Raw genomic sequence first — 16,678 nt, forward strand, 5'->3', positions numbered from 1 at the left:
GGGCCTCTTCGCTGGCAAACCAGGCTCCTACAGGTCGGTGTTCATATAGCCGGGCGGCAACTCATGCCGGGTTGGCGTCTTCTCTTCGTGGTAGTGCGGCCTGCCCATTTCGGATGCCATCAGCTCGGGGTTGGCCAGGATGGTTTCGGTCAGCAGGCAATCCTCGCCGTCCTTGAACCAGCAGGCCAGCGCCGAATTGCGGTTGCCATGCATGTCGACGATCTTCAGCCGTTTCTCGGCTTCGGTGGTGGGGGGGCTGGGGAAGGTCTTGGGCGGTAGCACCAGGGCCTCGCCGGGCTTGAGCCACAGGTCCGCCAGGCAGATCTCGTTCGCGTAGGGCCGCCAGCGCGCCACGCTGATCACCAGTGGTAGCCGTGTGTAGCGGGAAAAGAACACGTGGGCGAAGTTGTGGTACTCCAGGTCGGTCGGGTTGTAGGTCAACAGTTCGCGCTGGCGCGCCGGGCCGAGGTAGGGCGATTGGTGGCCGGCCCACTTGCCGTAGGTGTACTGCGCCAGGATCAGTTTTTCGTATTCGAAGCGGATGCATTCACCGCTCTTGAGCAAAGTCATGCCGAAGGCCTGGGCGGTTTCTTCCGTGGCCCACAGCGGCTCGTAGTGCACCTCCTTGGCGTGGAAATCGAACTCCTTGATTTCATAGGAACCGGTTGCCGTCGGCACCTTGCGGGTTTCCCACGTGATACCAGTGTATTTCCTGCCCCTTTCCAGCTCGGGCCTGTCGGGCGCCGGCGGGATCCGTCGGCCCAGTGCTTCGCGGCTGGGGACCGCGAGGCCCTGGTCGTTGTAGAGGAAAGGGAAGGTACGGGTATCGAGTGGCGACTCGGCGCCATCCTCGATAAAGGGAATGCTGTTGAAAAACTGCATCATGGAGAGACCACTCATGTCAGGGGCTGCAAAGGAGACCGGTTGGGCAGACGGTCGATCCGGCAATCGTGTCGGATCGACCGCGACAGGCCTTAACGATGTGGCTGTTGCTGCTCGCGTAACCAGTCCATGCCATGGGGCTCGCGCCATTGGCGGACTGCCGCGCGTTTTTCGACCTGGGTCAGGCACAGGCTGCGCATATGGTAGTACACCATCAACAGATGAAAGACGTCGCCGCCGCGGCGGTCCCAGATCACATCATCCTCCTGCCGGCCCGGTTTGATGGGGTGGAGCCGGCAATCGCCCTGGTCGAGCATGCCTTGCAGGCAACTGCCGGTCTCGTAGTTGATCAGCAGGATCGGGTTGTTGATTTCCGGGTAGGGTTTTTCCAGTTCCGGCATGTACCAGAATTGCCCGGGATTGCCGATGTCCGGGGTCTGCATGACCACCCGGGTCTTGTTCTGCGGGTCGACGGCCAGTGCCGGATGATCGCCGGTGTTGTTGCGCATCAGGTAGAGGACGGTTTGTGTGTCTTCGAGGGTCTTGCCGGTCTGCACCAGCTTCACCTTGCCGAAGGAGTCATGGGACAGGCGTGCGCTGATTTTCACCCGCGGGTTGAGGTCGTAGCCCGGCTTGCCGAAGCCGGCGATCAGGCCGTCGACGCCTGGCACTTCCAGGTCGTTGCCCGCCAGGGCGTACGTCAGGCCGGCCTGGGGGTTGGGCTGCATATGCTTGGTCAGGATTTCCCAGCGCTGGAGGGTCTTGTCGCTGGCGCCGTTGTCCAGCAGCGCTTCGCGCATGGCGCGGCTCGGATAGTAGTTGCTGTGGCGTGGCCAGCGTTCCGTGGCCAGCAACAGCTTGTGCCCGCTCTTCTGTTTCAGCAGCAGCGCCAGGGCATCCCAGAACTGTTCGAAGGCGATGGGCGCGGCGTCGGCGGCGGGCGGGTAGTGGAAGCTTTCGCTGGTGCTCTTGCTCTTGTTGTCGACGAACACGGTGCGCAAGGCCGGACCGTTGGCCGCGGCATTGAGCGAGGATCGGCGAGTGGAGCGACCGATGACGATCAGCGAGTCGGCCCAGTTCGCGTCAATCTCCGCCTTGTAGCTGGTGTACCACTGATACGCCTCTTCCAGGGCATTACGGGTCGGGCCTTCCTTGACGAAGAGAAACACCGGCGCCAGTTTCAGTTCGACGACCCGTGGGCTGTCAGGCAGGGATTTTCGCCAGGCGGCGAAATCGGCGCTGTAGTCACGTGGCGTGAGCGAGTTGAAGCTGATGGAGTGGGTGCCGCCAGAGGTGGTCAGCCGGCTGTTGCGATTGGCCAGGTGCCGCTTGACCTCTTCCTTGATCTCGGTGGAAGCGGTAGCGCTGACAAACGCACCGTATTCCGCCTCGACCATTGCCTTGAGGCTGCTCTTGTTGCTGAGGTAGCTCTTGGACGCCGTCATGGCGTAGTTCAGCGAACCGCCGACGAGCACTTCATTGACGATATCGGCGCCGAAGTCGACGAAGAAGTTGAAGAACGTCTTGGCGTCAGCCTGATCGAAAGCCTGGGGCAGTTCCTTGACGCGGCTCTTGAACGCCTCGGTGGCGTTGTCCGGATTGACCGCCAGGCTCAGTTTCCACAAGCGCACGGTGTGGCTGTAGAGGGCGGCTTCGCGCTCTTCAAGCTGGGAGATATCGCTGCCGAAGGTGGCCTTGAAGCCGGCGGAGAAGGCACCATAGCTGCCCTTGGCCTCGACACTCGACTGAGTGTGCTTTTCATACTCTTCGTGGGACGAAAAGCTTTCCGTGAAATAGTCTTCCTTGCTCATCGGGTCCAGCGTGACGTGCTGGCCGATGCTGTAGGACTTGCTGTCATAGGTCACCTCGCGCTTGGCGCTTTCGGTATCCCCGACTTTCTGGCATTCCTTGCTTTCGCTGGCCCAGTCCAGTTTGTTCAAACCGCGTCCCAGCAGCTGCGAACCACCGATGTCGTTGCTCATCGTCTTCTCCCCTCGTCCAGGTTGTATCAGTTGGCTCCACTGACGCAGACCAGTATCGGAAGAGCGGGGCGGGTGAGACAGTCCAGAGCAGTGTCAGTCCGGTATCAGTTTGGTATCAGTTAAATGCGCAAACAGCCGGTTCACCCCGTGATTGCTGCCTGGCTGCTGGGGTACACTCGACCGGCTGCCAGGTCATCACGGCCCGGCATTCGCTGATTGCGACATCCGATTGTGCGTTTATTGGCGTGCCTGCCCAGGGTGACGGGGCGGCCGGGGCTATCGACATGGATTCCAGGAACCCTTCGCTTTCCGCTGTGGCCAGGCCTGGGTCGGCGATTTCCGACGGCCGCGTGCTGCTCGATGGCGGGTTGCTGAAAGGGCTGCGCAAACAGCATGGCCTGAGCCAGGAAACCCTCGCCGAAGCCTGCCTGAACCGTCATCTGTGCGTGTCCATCGCCTCCATCAAGCGGGCCGAGACGGGCAAGCCGGTGCTGTATCGCACCGCCCGCCACCTGGCCACGGCCTTCGAGGTCGATGTCAGCGCCCTGCTCGGGCAATCGGTCACAGCGGCGCTTGAGGACATCGAGCAGACCCTCAGTGAATTGCACGACAGCGTATTCTCGGCGCAGGCGGCAGACTATGCGGTCATTCGCTATGTGCTGGAGTTGTGCTTCGCCACTGACCTGTCGCCCGATAACCGCGCATCGACATCGGTGCTGTTGTTTGCCGAGGACATCGAGCGACTGATCCGGCAGTTCGGCGGGGTACCGGTCGACGCCACGTCGGGCCTGGTCATCGCTCGGTTCGGTTCGCCACAGGCCTATCGCAGTGACAGCGAACGCGCCTTGCTCTGCGCCCTGGCCTTGAGTCGCGAACAGTTGGTGCGGGCCGGGCACGGCATTGCGCTGCGGCTGGTTCGCGAAAGCCGCGACGTCGAGGCGCTGCCTGCCGAGGCGCTGGCCCTGATTCACCACGCGTTTCCCGTGCAGCATGGCAATGCCCCGGTGCATGTGGCACAGAACCTAGTCGAGCAACTGTCCCCACGGTTCGAGTTCGCCGCGGGTGAGGCGGCGTTTCCTGCCTATCGACGCTGCCAGCGTCTGCGCAACCTCGATGAAAATGCGCCGCGGCCGCTGGTGGGCCGGGCGATAGAAGTGCTGCAGTTCAAAGGGGTGATCGAGGCCACCGAGGAATGCCAGGACGGCCATGTGGTCTATCTGCGTGGCATGGCCGGCATCGGCAAGACGCGACTGGTCAGCGAGTTTTTCGAGATGGCCCGGCAGGGCGGCTTCGCCTGCCATCGCGGCGACGTGCTGGACTTCGGCATGGACCATGGCCTCTGGCCTCTCGGACAACTGGTGTGCAGCTTGCTGGCGCCGGGGACTTCGCCACCCATCAGCGGGCAGGAACTGGAAGCGGCGGCGCTGCGTTTGAAACTGTCGGCCGAACAACTCATGTTCCTGCAGATACTGACCGGTGTGCATCCCGCCGGTGAGTCGTTCAAGGCGCAGTTGGCGTTGTATGCGGCGATGAGCAGCGAGGCGCGGACACAAGGCCTGTTCAACGCGCTGTTGCAACTACTGCTGCGTATCGCGGTGCAGCAGCCCCTGCTGATTGCCGTTGAAGACCTGCACTGGGGCGACGCGACGTTGTTTGCCATGCTCGGCAAGCTGCTCAATGCCACCAACGAGGCGCCGATCGTCTGGCTGCTGACCTCCCGTCCCGAGGGCGATCCGTTGGAAAGCCAGCTGCGCCCGCATTGCGCCAATCCCATGAGCCTGCTCGATATCGCGCCGATTCGCGCACGGGAAGCGGCGGTGCTGGCGGAGCAGTTTCCCGAGATCGATCCCGGCTATCGTGCCGACTGCGTGACACGGGCCCAGGGTAATCCGTTGTACCTCACACAATTGTTGTCGAACCAGGAAGGCGTGCTCCCGGACAGCCTGCGGCATCTGGTGCAGACACGGGTGGATCGGTTCTCCCCCGAACAACGCCGGGCCCTGCATTACGCTGCCGTGCTCGGTAATCGCTTCGATCTGGCGCTCTGGCGCGAGGCGCTGGGCAAGCCCGACTACGTCCCCGAAGCGCAATGGCGCCAGAGCCTGTTGCGTGAGGTCGAGCCGGGCAGCTACATGTTTGTCCACGACCTGGTCATGCACTGTCTCTACGACGCGATGCCGCGGGTCCTGCGCGAACAGTTGCATCGCGCGGTGGCGACGCTCTATCACCATCGTGACCGGGTATTGCACGCCCAGCACCTGCTGCGGGCCGATGCTCCGGAGGCCTTCGATGCGCTGCTGGCCGCCATGCTCGAAAAGCTGCAGGCCTGCCAGTACGACAGCGTGCTGGCCCTGGGACTGCAGGCGGCCGGCCGGGGCGAGCGCGCCGCGAGCAGTTTCGACCTGGCCTTGCTCCGCGCCCAGGCGTGCTCGGGCCTGGGCCGGACCAGCGAGGCGCGCGACAGTTTCCAGCAGGCGCTGACGCTGGCCGCGCGGGACGAAGAGCGCATCGAAGCGGCGCTGGGCCTGGCGGCGGTGCTGAACACCCTCGACTGCCTGGACGAAGAAGAGAACCTGATTGAACAGACACTGCCTGTCGCCCAGGGCTTGCAGGCGCATACGGCACTGGCTCGGCTGTATCACCTGCGCGGCAATATCTATTTTCCGCGTGGCGACTATGTAAAGTGCCGTCGCCTGCACGAGGAATCGCTGTCCTTTGCCCGCATCGGCCTGCACCTCGAGACCCAGGCCAAGGCCCTCAGTGGCATTGGTGACTCCTACTATGCCCAGGGCAGCATGCAGACCGCCTACGAAGTCTTCGACCAGTGTGTGCGCCTGTGCGAGCGTCATGAACTGGTGCAAGTGGAAGCGGGCAATCGCAGTGCGCGGGGTTCGGCGCAGTTCTACCTGGGCCACTCGGAAGCGGCCTTGCGCGATGCCACGCAGGCCATCGAAAGCAGTCGCAGGATCGGTAACCACCGGGCGGAGGTGTTTTCCCGCCTGACCGCCTCCTGGGTGCTGTCGGCCGCCGGCCGCGATACCGAAGCGGGGCAGGAGTTGTCCGATGCCCTTGAGCTGGCGCGCAACCTCGGCGCCAGTCGTTTCGAGGCGATCCTCCTCGAAGGGCTGGCGCGGGTGGCGCTGCGCCAGGGCGAGCGGGGCCGGGCGCAGGGCCTGATCATGGAAGCGGCGGAACGGGTCGAGCGTTTTGCTCTGCAACGCTATATCGGTCCCTGGGTCTACGGCAGCCTGGCGTTGCTGCTCGACGACGAGACGCTCAAGCGCCAGGCGCTGGCGCGGGGCGAGGCCCTGCTGGACCAGGCGTGCCTGGCTCACAATGTCTTGCAGTTCCGGGTGAGCGCCGCCGAAGTCTGCCTGCTGGCGGGGGATATCGAGCAGGCGATCAATCATGGGCAGCAGATGGCGATTCTTCCCGAGTCGGCCTCCTGCGCCTGGATCCGCCACCATGTACGGCTGATCGGCGCGGCGGGGCAATGGCTGCAGAGCGCGGATCGTTCGAACGTCGAGTTGCTGCACGCCATTCGCCGCGAAGCCGAGCAGCTCGGCTTTGTCGCGACCATGCCCGAGCTGGCAGCGGTTCTCCCACGGTCTTCCTGAGGCGCGGCGTTTGCGCACTCTTTGTACTCGCCAGGGGCAACTTTGGTGCATGTTCCGAACGGTTGCGAGGTGCGTCGTTGGCCCGCCCGCTGACCTTTTCCTTCGTTTGCGTCCACGGCGGCCAGTATTTCTTGCAACCACGGACAGTCCTGCACCGATTTCATCCAGTACGTCCGGTTTCTGGAGCGAAGTTTGCGTGGCTGGCGCGAGGACGCGGAGTGTTCGCCGCGACCCGATTCCCCGCCCCTTTGAACAGGGCCTCATTTCCCGAGGAGAACCTCAGTGATCTCAAGGCTGATCCAGCAGTACAAAGCCTCCAGCGGTATCATCAAGGCCCGGTTGTTCGCCATCTACGGCGTACTGCTGGCGCTCAATGTGTTTGCCTGGGGCTGGGCGCTCCTGGCCTTTCACGATCAGCCGGTGCTGCTGGCGACCGCGCTGCTGGCCTACGGTTTCGGCCTGCGTCACGCGGTGGATGCTGACCATATCGCCGCCATCGACAACGTCACCCGCAAGCTCATGCAGGATGGCCAGCGCCCGGTCACCGTCGGGTTCTTCTTCTCCATGGGGCACTCCAGCGTCGTGCTCCTGGCCTCGGTCGCGGTGGCGTTCGCCGTGGTGAAAATGGGTGCCGGATTCGAGCACTTCAAGGCGGTCGGCGGGGTGTTCGGCACCTCGGTGTCGGCGTCGTTCCTGTTCATCATCGCGCTGACCAACCTGGTGATCTTCGGCTCGATCTACCAGGCCTGGCGCAAGCTCAAACGCGGCGAAGCCTATGTCGACAGCGACTTTGACCAATTGCTGAACAAGCGTGGTTTCTTCAACCGCCTGCTGCAACCGCTGTTCCGTTTTATCAGCCGCAGCTGGCACCTGTACCCGCTGGGTTTCCTGTTCGGCATCGGCTTTGACACCGCCACGGAAATCAGCCTGCTGGGGATTTCCGCGACCCAGGCCTCGCAAGGCCTGTCGCCATGGTCGGTGCTGATTTTCCCGTTGCTGTTCAGTGCCGGCATGTCGCTGGTCGATACCCTCGACGGCCACCTGATGCTCGGTGCCTATGGCTGGGCCTACCTGAAGCCGGCCCGCAAGATCTACTACAACATGACCATCACCCTGGTTTCGGTGCTGGTGGCCCTGGTAGTCGGCAGCGTCGAGGCCCTCGGCCTGTTCGCCGATACCTACAGCCCGCGGGGCGCGGTGTGGGACGTCGTGGCGATGCTCAACGACAACTTCGGCAGCCTGGGCTACCTGATCATCGGGATCTTCGTCGCGAGCTGGGCGCTGTCGATGATGTTCTACAAACTGCGCGGCTTCGATCGCCTGGACAGCGTGCGCTGACCTGCGAGGTCAGCCGCCTGAATGAAAGCGCTGGCGATAGTCTCCGGGATTGATCGCCAGCCGCTTGGCAAACACCCGCCGCAAGGCCTCCGAACTGTCGAAACCGCAGTGCCGGGCAATCTCCTTGAGGGACAGCTCGGTGGTTTCCAGATAACGCCGGGCGGCATCGATACGGGCGTCGGCGAGAAACGCCATGGGCGGTTTACCCGTCTCGCGGGTGAACAGGCGGGACAGGTTGCGCGGGCTCATGTGCACCCGCTCGGCCAGGGCTTGCAGGCTGTGCCCGGCCTGCAAATGGCGCAGCAGATAATCCTGGGTCGCCAGCACCTGGGAGTCGGTGTGGGCCTGGGTCTCCAGCAGCGGACTGAATTGTGACTGGCCGCCGGCCCGCCGCAGGTAGACCACCAGGTACTTGGCAACCGCCACGGCGAGCTTCTTGCCAAAGTCCTCCTCGATCATCAGCAAGGCCAGGTCGATCCCCGCCGTGACCCCGGCGGTGGTGTAGATCGATCCGTCGCGATGATGGATAGGATCAGCCTCGACCCGGCTCAGGGGGAACATCTCGGCCAGGCGCGGGGCATCCATCCAGTGGGTGGTCACGGTCCGGTGGTTGATCAACCGCGCCGCACCGAGGGCGAATACGCCGTTGCAGATCGCGGCGAGGCGTCGGGCGCTCTTGTGCTGGGCGACCAGCCAGGCGCCGAGGGTCGAATCCTCCAGCACATCGAAGATCCCCGTTCCGCCGGGCAGGATCACTGTGTCGAAATGTGGGCAGGGATCGAAGATGGTCCGGTCGGGCATCACCGTCATCCCGCTGGAGGACGACAGTGCGCCACGGGTGGTCGCGACCGTGAGCATTTCGTACTGGCAGTCACCCTGGCTGAGGCGCCTGACCTCGGCAAAGGCGTCCTGGGGCCCGGCGATGTCAAGCAACTGGAAGCCGGGGAAGAGCACCATCGCCACGGTGATTTTGCGCATGGGGGATTGATCCGCAAGGAGGTGGGATTAGCCTAGCGTTCAAACGGCAGGCCGTGTTCCTGCAAGGTATCGAGCAGTGCCTGGAAGAACCGTTCGTAATAATCCCAGGGTGGTTGATTCGCGCAAGGCTGCTGTTCCCATTCGGCAATCGAGGCGATCAGTTTCTGCCGCAAGGCCTCCCATTCGAAATGGCCTTCCTTGGACAGTGCCAGGGCCAGGCCGAACACCTGGCGCTGCCAATCCTGATCGAACTGCAGCTTGCCCTGGTGGCGGGGCGGTGAATCCGGATGGCCGAGCATGCTCGACGCGGCGAATTCTTCGAAGCGGGTAAACATGGCAGTTCCTCAGTTCGGCAGTTGAACCAGGGCGACGCCCATCATCGATTCGGGTGTGACCAGGGCGGCCAGTTGTGCTTCGTCCAGGTGTTCGGAACCGACGGGACGCTCGGGGATCACGAACCAGCGAATCTGCGCGCTGCTGTCCCAGACCCGGATCTCCTTGTCGGCGCTGATCGGTACGCCGAATTCACGCAGCACGGCCCGTGGCTCGCGTACGCCGCGGGCGCGGAACACCGGATCCTTGTACCAATAAGGCGGCAGGCCGAGGATCGGCCACGGGTAGCACGAACACAGGGTGCAGATCACCAGGTTGTGCACGTCCGGACTGTTGGCCACTGCCATCATGTGTTCACCCTCGGCGCCGTCCATGCCCTGGGCCAGGTTGAGCTCGGCGATGGCCTTGGGTGTGTCGGCGACCAGGCGTTCGGCGAAGGCCGGGTCGACCCAGGCCCGTGCCACCAGCCGGGCACCGTTGAGCGGGCCGGCGATGGTTTCGAAGTAGTCCAGGACGCTGTCCACCGAATCGCTGCCGATCACGCCTTTTTCGATCAGCAGCGCTTCGAGTGCGCGGACCTTGGCGGCGCTGGCGCTTTCGCGGTCTTGTTCATGGTTGAAGAGTGGGTTCATGGCAGGCTCCGCGAATTCAGTGAAGAGGGGCGAGGTAGGCTTCGAACAGGTCGGCGTGGATCCGGGTATTGGCGTCACAGCTTGCCGCGCCCCAGAGATCCGCCGCCGCAAAGGCGACCCGGTAGACCGGCATCGGCTCGCCGATCCCGTCCGCGCCGGTGTTGACGAAGTAACCGTAGGCGCCCTCGTAGACGGCAACGATCACCCCGGGCTTGTTGCGCAGGTAACCGGGCAGGCGGGTGTGTTCGACCGCTTGCGGATCGCCGACGCGCACAGCCTGATCCAGCGCGAAGGCCGCAGGCGCCTGGCGTGGCCGCAGCGGTGAATCACCGTGGCGGAGGTAGCGCTGCACCTGTTGGCGAATCGAGGCATTCGGCTGTTCGGGCAGTGCCGCTCCTGGCTGTCGGCGATAGTGCTCGGTAAGGGCTTGCAGCTCCCCGGCCGAGATATAGCCCTGCTCGACAAAGAACCCGGAGAGGCCCATCAGCCACTTCTCGTAGTAGCGGAACTTGAAGTACTCGAACGGTTGCATGCCTTCGGCGCCGGTGCGCAGTGACGCCCAGGTCCACTCGTGGCGGAAACGGCTGGCCAGATCCTGGATCGGATAGCGCGCCAGGGCTCGGTCCAGGTGAGTGCTCTCGGCCATCATCACGGTGTGGAGGCCGAAGATGCGTTTTTCCCAGGCCTGGACGAAGACCCGCTTTTCGAACTCGATCGGTCCGAGGTTCTGCAGGCCGCCGATATGGTGTTGCAGCTTCATGGAATGCTCCTTGCCGAAAGAAGAGGCGATCAGTCGAGGCAACCCAGGAAACCCTCGCGCAGACGCGTGCTATCCAGGTCGCGGCCGATAAACACGAAGCGGTTGCTGCGCTCCTCGGTATCCGCCCAACGCCGGCCCGGCATCGATTCCAGCAGCATATGCACACTGTGGAAGTGGAACTGGCGGGCTTCGCCGGCGAAGTTCAGCAGGCCTTTCATGCGCATCAGTTGGGGGCCCTGTGCCTGCACCAGACGGTTGACCCAATGGCTGAAGCGATCAGGGTCGAGGGCTCCGGTGGCGATGACCGAGCAGGAACCGATGGCGGCATCGTGCTCATGGTCGTGTGCCTCTTCGTCCAGCAACTCGGGTTCGATCATCAGCAGGTTCGGCAGTGAGAAGCGCCGGGTGCCGAGCAGTTGGCGGGCATTTATCCGTGAGCGTTCGGCGTTGAACACCGCTGCCGTAGGGTTCAACTGCCGGATCTGTCGGTCGAGGTCGGCGAGGGTGGTGTCGTCCACCAGATCGCGTTTGTTGAGGATGATCGCATCGGCGAAAGCCACCTGCTCGCGGACGATCCCGTTGTCCAGTTGCTGTCGGAAATGCCGCGCATCGACCACCGTGACCAGCGACTCCAGTTCGACCTGCTGGCGCAATTGCGGGTCCACCAGGAAGGTCTGCAGCACGGGGGCCGGATCGGCCAGACCCGAGGTCTCGATGATCAGCCGGTCCAGTGGCGGACCGTCGCGTTGCAACAGGGTCTTGATACTGGCCAGCAGGTCGGCGCGGACCGTGCAGCAGACACAGCCATTGTTGATTTCGATCAGCGCCTGCTCTTCGGCGACGATCAGTTGCCCGTCGATGCCGACCTCGCCGTACTCGTTGACCACGATGCCGATCTGCAACGTCGATGTCTGCTCCAGCAGGTGATTGACCAGGGTGGTCTTGCCGGCGCCGAGAAAGCCGGAAATAACGGTGACGGGGATTTTTTCGCGTGTCATGCAGGAACCTCTGGCGATGTGACGACCCACAGCCTGTCGTGCTGTATGGGCTGATGTCGTGCCAGAGGCGTTCCGTTAATGCCGGGTTGTCCGCCAGGGCGGTCGGGATGGCGTGTTTGGTGGGGCAGGTTTGCCATTCAGGTTGTTTACGACCGAAATGGACAAGCGCTATCGATTTGCCGGGTAGAAAACCGATGCCCCGGTGGGGCGGGTGGCGCTGTTCTGGTGCAGCCTCAAGTGTTCCAGCCGTCCCGTTGCTCCAGCAGGAAGTCGACAAAGGCCTTGAGCCGTTGCGGTACATGCCGACCATGGGGATAGAGCAGGGTGAAGGGGCGCGAGCGCCCGGTGTAGGGTTTCAACACTTCCACCAGCGAGCCGTCGGCCAGTTCCTGCTCGACGATAAAGCGGTAAGTCTGGAACAGGCCGGCGCCGTGCCTGGCCAGGGTCACGCCGCCGAGCACGTCTTCCGAGCAGCAGTAGCCACTCTCAGCCAGCAGTTCACGGTCCTTGCCGTCCTCCTTGAACAACCAGGCGATCCGTCGACCGCTGCTGGGCAGTTCGAACTGGATGCACTCGTGCTGTTGCAGGTCTTCCAGGGTCTGGGGAGTGCCGGCCCGCCGCAGGTAGTCGGGGCTGGCGACCATCACCAGCGCGGCGTCTTCGAGGTGCCGCGCGATCAGCCCGGAGTCGGGCAGTACGCGGACGCGGATCGCCAGGTCATAACCTTCCTCGACGAAATCGATATTACGGTTGCTGATATGGGTCTCGACCTTTACCGCCGGGTAGCGGGCGCGAAACGCCGGCAGCAGCGGCAGGATGCGATGGTGCGCATAGGTGGTGGGGATGCTGATGCGCAGGGTACCGGCGGGCTCCTGCTGCTTGCCCATGACTTCGCGCTGGGCTTCCGACAGTTGCGTCAGCGCCTGCCGGCATTGTTCGAAGTAGGCCCGGCCGCCTTCGGTCAGGCGTACGCTGCGGGTGGTGCGGGTAAACAGGCGTACTCCCAGGCGTTCCTCCATGCGCGAGATCGACCGGCTGACCGCCGCCGGCGTGACCCCGGCCACCGAGGCGGCGGCGGTGAAGCTGCCGGCTTCGGCGGCCAGGCAGAACAGCTCGATGCTGCCGAGGAGGATGTCATCGAATTGTCTGCGCATGATTGATTACACCGGGGATCAAATAAAGGTCGGGGTGCGATATTGCCCCAGCCAAGGTTGATCAATACAGTGAGTTCAACATGGACGCAATCCCTTGGAGAACAACATGCCTTTTGTCAGTGTGCGCATTACCCGTACGGGCGTGACCCGTGAGCAGAAAGCCCAGGTCATCGCCGAAATCACCGATACCCTGGAAAGGGTGCTCGGCAAGGCGCCGGACCTGACCCATGTGGTGATCGAGGAGATCGATACCGATAACTGGGGACACGGTGGCCTGAGCACCACCGAAATTCTGAAGGCCGAATCCAAACTGTAGGAGCCGGCTTGCCGGCGATCCAGGCAGCGCGGTCCGGCAGGAGATCGCGTCGATACCATCGCCAGCAGGCCGGCTCCCATGGGGCGGACTCAGTGTCCGCCCACCACCCGTGCCGAACCTGGCGCGGGTTCGGCATAGACCGGCCCCAGGCGATCGAGGCGACCGCTCCAGGCGGTCAGCGCCAGGGCGACCAGCACCACCAGCCCGCCGATCCAGGCGGTATGAATCAGACCCAGATGGGCGACGATCAGGCCGCCGGCCCAGGCGCCGCCGGCGATACCCAGGTTGAACGCGGCGATATTCAAGCCTGACGCCACATCCACCGCTTGCGGAGTGTGATGCTCTGCCTGGCGGACCACATACACTTGCAGGCCCGGCACGTTGCCGAAGGCGACCGCACCCCAGACCAGCACTGTAGCCAAGGCCAGCCACGGGTTGCTGGCGGTGAAGGTGAGGACCAACAGCACGGCGGCCAGCAGCAGGAAGATCAGTTTCAGCGCGCCGATCGGGCCACGCTTGTCGGCCAGCTTGCCGCCCCAGATATTGCCCACGGCGACCGAGATGCCATACACCAGCAGCACCAGGCTGACGGTCCCGGCGCTGAAGCCGGAGATGTCCTGGAGAATCGGCGCGAGGAAGGTGAAGGCGATGAACGAACCGCCATAACCCACCGCCGTCATCGCATACACCAGCAACAGGCGTGGCTGTTTCAGCACCTGCAATTGTTGCAGCAGCGACGCCGGCTTGCTGTGGGCAATGTTTTTCGGCACGTAGATCAGGCTGCCGATAAAGGCGATCACACCCAGGGCCGAGACCGCCAGGAAGGTTTCCCGCCAGCCGAAATGCTGGCCGATGAAAGTCCCCAGGGGCACGCCGGTGACCAGCGCCACGGTCAGGCCGGTAAACATGATCGCAATCGCGCTGGCGGCTTTTTCCTTGGGCACCAGGCTGGTGGCGATGGTCGAGCCGATGGAGAAGAACACGCCGTGGGCCAGGCCGGTGACGATCCGCGCAACGATCAGCGATTCATAGCTCGGCGCCTGCCAGGCCAGCAGGTTGCCGAGGGTGAACAGCACCATCAGCGACAACAGCAGCAACTTGCGCGGAACCTTGCCGGTGAGGGCGGTGAGCACCGGGGCGCCGATGGCGACACCCAGCGCATACAGGCTGACCAGCAGGCCGGCGGATGGCAGGCTGACCCCGAGGTCGGTGCCGATGGTGGGTAACAGGCCAACGATGACGAACTCGGTCGTCCCGATGGCGAAGGCGCTTAGGGTCAGCGCGAGCAAGGCAATGGGCATGGCTGCAAACTCCGGTGGGTTTAAATCAGGAGCGCAGTGTCGTTGTTTCACTTGTGCGGAAAAATACAGGTATCGGCACAACATATTTGAACTGAATGCAAATATCCCCTTGTTGATCGTTCCCATGCGCTGCGTGTGATGACCGCCGTGACGCTTGGCTTTACCGGGTGTAGGGGAATCTTCATCCACTTCGAACCGAACTTTGCTGACGCCAAGGGACTCAGTTTCTTACAGAAACTGCCGAAGAGGGCCCATCCGTGTTCCGGTTCAAGCTGGCAATCATGCTTTCGATTTTTCTGTTGTCCGTCAGTTGCGGCGTGGGCGCTGCGCCAGCCGCCGCGCCACCGACCCAGGCCTCACCGCCGCCGCTGGTGCAGGGTGGCCTGCTCGGGGCCCTGAGCTCCAGCATCGAGGACGTGCAGGACAAACTCGACCTCAACGACAACCTGCTGGACGCCTGGCGTCTGCGTGCCGACCGTGCGGCCGACGAAATGGACCGGCTGGTGAGCCAGACCGTTGACCGCTCGCCCTGGAGCGTCGCGGCGGATTTCATCCTGTTGTCCCTGGCCTGGATCGGCAGCTTTGCCGGGCTGGCGCTGCTCGGCCGAGTCGCCGCGCGCCGGCTCAATCGCCATCGCCTGCTGCAGCCCCGTGAGCGCAGCCAGTCGCTGGTGGGGTATGTGCTGCCCTACATGCTGCCGGCGTTGATCAGCCTGCCGTTGACTCTCTATACCAGCCATTTCCTGCCCGCTTCTGTTGGCCGCGCGCTAGCGCTGTGCCTGGCCTATGCCACCAGCAGCGGCGTGTTCTCCACCGCGCTGCTGCTGTGCCTGAATGTGCTGTTCGATGTCGGACACAAGCGCCGGGCGGTACGGATCATCCGTGACTACAGCCCGCGTCCGCTGTTTCTGATCGGCTTCCTCGCGGCCCTCAGCGATGCCTTGACCAGCCCGCAGATCGCCCGCCAGTTGGGCGGCAATATCACCAGCAGCGTGGCAGTATTCACCGGGCTGTTCGCCTCGGTCCTGTTCGGCGTGCTGGTGTTCCGCCTGCGACGTCCGGTGGCCCACCTGATCCGCAATCGTTCGCTGTCCCAGCGCCTGGGCCAGCCGGCGTTGCAGGAGTCGCTGCGGATTTTTTCCGGCCTGTGGTATTGGCCGATCCTGCTGATGGTGCTGGTCTCGGCGATCAACCTGATCGGTGCCGGCGAAGACAGCCAGAAAGCCCTGCGCTGCGCCTTGCTGACCACCGTGCTGCTGATCGCCACGGTGTTTCTCAGCACGCTCTTCCAGCACCTGTTCAAGGCGCGCGGGGCCCTGGCGATCCAGCGCAGCAGCGTCTACAAGGAACGCCTGCTGAGCCTGCTGCACGCGTTGCTGCGGATCGCTCTGGCTATTACCTTCATTGAATTGCTCGGGCGGATCTGGGGGCTGTCCCTCTATGAGTTCGCCGTGCAGAACACCGTGGGTCGGGCCATCAGCGATGCCCTCAGCCGTATCGGCCTGATCCTGTTGGCCACTTGGCTGCTGTGGGTGGTGCTCGATACGGCGATTCAGGAAGCTCTCAAGCCACCGGTCAATCGCCGCGCTTCGAAGCAACCGAGCATGCGGGTCAAGACCATCCTGCCGCTGCTGCGCAATGCGGTGAAGATCATCCTGGTGGTGATCTGCACCATCACCACCATGGCCAACCTGGGGATCAATGTCGCGCCCCTGCTGGCGGGGGCCGGGGTGGTCGGGCTGGCGATCGGTTTCGGTTCGCAGCAACTGGTGCAGGATGTGATCACCGGGTTGTTCATCATCATCGAGGACACCCTGTCCGTCGGTGACTGGGTAGTGCTCGATTCCGGCCATGCCGGTACGGTCGAGGGCCTGACCATCCGCACCCTGCGCCTGCGCGACGGCAAGGGTTTCGTGCATTCGGTGCCGTTCGGCCAGATCAAGGCGGTCACCAACCAGTCGCGGCAATTCGCCTTCGCCTTCTTCTCGGTGCAGTTCACCTACGACACCGATATCGACAAAGCCAGCGCGCTGATTCGTGAAGCGGGGCGCTCCATCAGCGAGGACAGCTTTCTCAAGTTCAACCTGCAAGGTCCGCTGGAGGTGTTCGGCGTGGATCGCATGGACCTCAATGGCGTGGTCCTGACGGCGCAGTTCCGCACTGTGTCGGGTGGGCAGTACAGCGTCAGCCGGGCGTTCAATGAACGGCTGAAGAAACTGGTGGACCAGAGCCCGTGGGTGCATTTCGCGCAGACTTATCCACAGCAGGTGATGTTGCCGAACCGGGCGCCGGTGTTGGAGGACGAGCCGCAGGTGCCACCGACAGAGACTTCGCCAGTGGTCTTGTCGCGGTCTCAATAGCCGGCGGATGATCGCTCCCACGCTTCG

General features: G+C 63.5%; 13 protein-coding genes. 4 read left to right on the top strand and 9 right to left on the bottom strand.

Annotation, left to right across the window (positions count from 1 at the left end; translation table 11 throughout):
- Nucleotides 1-27: 27 nt before the first annotated feature.
- Together HX851_RS26795 and HX851_RS26800 are read right to left on the bottom strand one after the other, a co-directional pair.
- Complete coding sequence (locus HX851_RS26795) at nucleotides 28-885, bottom strand: hypothetical protein (protein ID WP_256262427.1); 858 nt, start codon at nucleotides 883-885, stop codon at nucleotides 28-30.
- A gap of 89 nt (nucleotides 886-974) precedes the next feature.
- Entirely contained in the window at nucleotides 975-2,864 is a 1,890-nt protein-coding gene (locus HX851_RS26800; protein ID WP_177058175.1) for an MAC/perforin domain-containing protein, read from the bottom strand.
- A gap of 284 nt (nucleotides 2,865-3,148) precedes the next feature.
- Here HX851_RS26800 and HX851_RS26805 point away from each other — a divergent pair, with 284 nt between their 5' ends.
- Nucleotides 3,149-6,481, top strand: a complete 3,333-nt coding sequence (locus tag HX851_RS26805) for an ATP-binding protein (protein WP_177066136.1) — start codon at nucleotides 3,149-3,151, stop codon at nucleotides 6,479-6,481.
- Nucleotides 6,482-6,763: 282 nt separating this feature from the next.
- The gene (locus HX851_RS26810) at nucleotides 6,764-7,819 is read left to right on the top strand and encodes a HoxN/HupN/NixA family nickel/cobalt transporter (protein ID WP_177066135.1); all 1,056 of its coding nucleotides are present in this window, start codon (nucleotides 6,764-6,766) and stop codon (nucleotides 7,817-7,819) included.
- 9 nt (nucleotides 7,820-7,828) lie between these two features.
- Here the strand turns inward: HX851_RS26810 and HX851_RS26815 are convergent, their stop codons facing one another.
- The 6 genes from HX851_RS26815 to HX851_RS26840 form a co-directional block, all read right to left on the bottom strand.
- The gene (locus HX851_RS26815; protein ID WP_177066134.1) at nucleotides 7,829-8,797 is read right to left on the bottom strand and encodes a GlxA family transcriptional regulator; all 969 of its coding nucleotides are present in this window, start codon (nucleotides 8,795-8,797) and stop codon (nucleotides 7,829-7,831) included.
- A gap of 32 nt (nucleotides 8,798-8,829) precedes the next feature.
- Nucleotides 8,830-9,132, bottom strand: coding sequence for a nitrile hydratase accessory protein (locus HX851_RS26820; protein ID WP_177058179.1), 303 nt, complete (start codon nucleotides 9,130-9,132; stop codon nucleotides 8,830-8,832).
- A gap of 9 nt (nucleotides 9,133-9,141) precedes the next feature.
- Nucleotides 9,142-9,762: a nitrile hydratase subunit alpha gene (gene nthA / locus HX851_RS26825; RefSeq protein WP_177058180.1), complete on the bottom strand. Its 621-nt coding sequence runs from the start codon at nucleotides 9,760-9,762 to the stop codon at nucleotides 9,142-9,144.
- Between the two features lie 16 nt (nucleotides 9,763-9,778).
- Nucleotides 9,779-10,522 carry a nitrile hydratase subunit beta gene (gene nthB, locus HX851_RS26830; protein WP_177066133.1) on the bottom strand — a complete coding sequence of 248 codons (744 nt, stop codon included), beginning with the start codon at nucleotides 10,520-10,522 and terminating at the stop codon, nucleotides 9,779-9,781.
- Between the two features lie 29 nt (nucleotides 10,523-10,551).
- Nucleotides 10,552-11,520, bottom strand: coding sequence for a CobW family GTP-binding protein (locus HX851_RS26835; RefSeq protein ID WP_177058182.1), 969 nt, complete (start codon nucleotides 11,518-11,520; stop codon nucleotides 10,552-10,554).
- Between the two features lie 233 nt (nucleotides 11,521-11,753).
- Nucleotides 11,754-12,674: a LysR family transcriptional regulator gene (locus HX851_RS26840; protein ID WP_177058183.1), complete on the bottom strand. Its 921-nt coding sequence runs from the start codon at nucleotides 12,672-12,674 to the stop codon at nucleotides 11,754-11,756.
- A gap of 106 nt (nucleotides 12,675-12,780) precedes the next feature.
- Here HX851_RS26840 and HX851_RS26845 point away from each other — a divergent pair, with 106 nt between their 5' ends.
- Nucleotides 12,781-12,990 carry a tautomerase family protein gene (locus HX851_RS26845; protein ID WP_176973802.1) on the top strand — a complete coding sequence of 70 codons (210 nt, stop codon included), beginning with the start codon at nucleotides 12,781-12,783 and terminating at the stop codon, nucleotides 12,988-12,990.
- Between the two features lie 89 nt (nucleotides 12,991-13,079).
- Here HX851_RS26845 and HX851_RS26850 read toward each other — a convergent pair whose 3' ends face one another.
- The gene (locus tag HX851_RS26850; protein WP_177058184.1) at nucleotides 13,080-14,291 is read right to left on the bottom strand and encodes an MFS transporter; all 1,212 of its coding nucleotides are present in this window, start codon (nucleotides 14,289-14,291) and stop codon (nucleotides 13,080-13,082) included.
- Nucleotides 14,292-14,572: 281 nt separating this feature from the next.
- Between HX851_RS26850 and HX851_RS26855 the strand changes: the two genes are divergently transcribed.
- The gene (locus HX851_RS26855; protein WP_177058185.1) at nucleotides 14,573-16,651 is read left to right on the top strand and encodes a mechanosensitive ion channel family protein; all 2,079 of its coding nucleotides are present in this window, start codon (nucleotides 14,573-14,575) and stop codon (nucleotides 16,649-16,651) included.
- Nucleotides 16,652-16,678 lie beyond the last annotated feature (27 nt).

The sequence above is a fragment of the Pseudomonas gingeri genome (assembly GCF_013385635.1).
Taxonomy (GTDB): Bacteria; Pseudomonadota; Gammaproteobacteria; order Pseudomonadales; family Pseudomonadaceae; genus Aquipseudomonas; species Aquipseudomonas gingeri_A.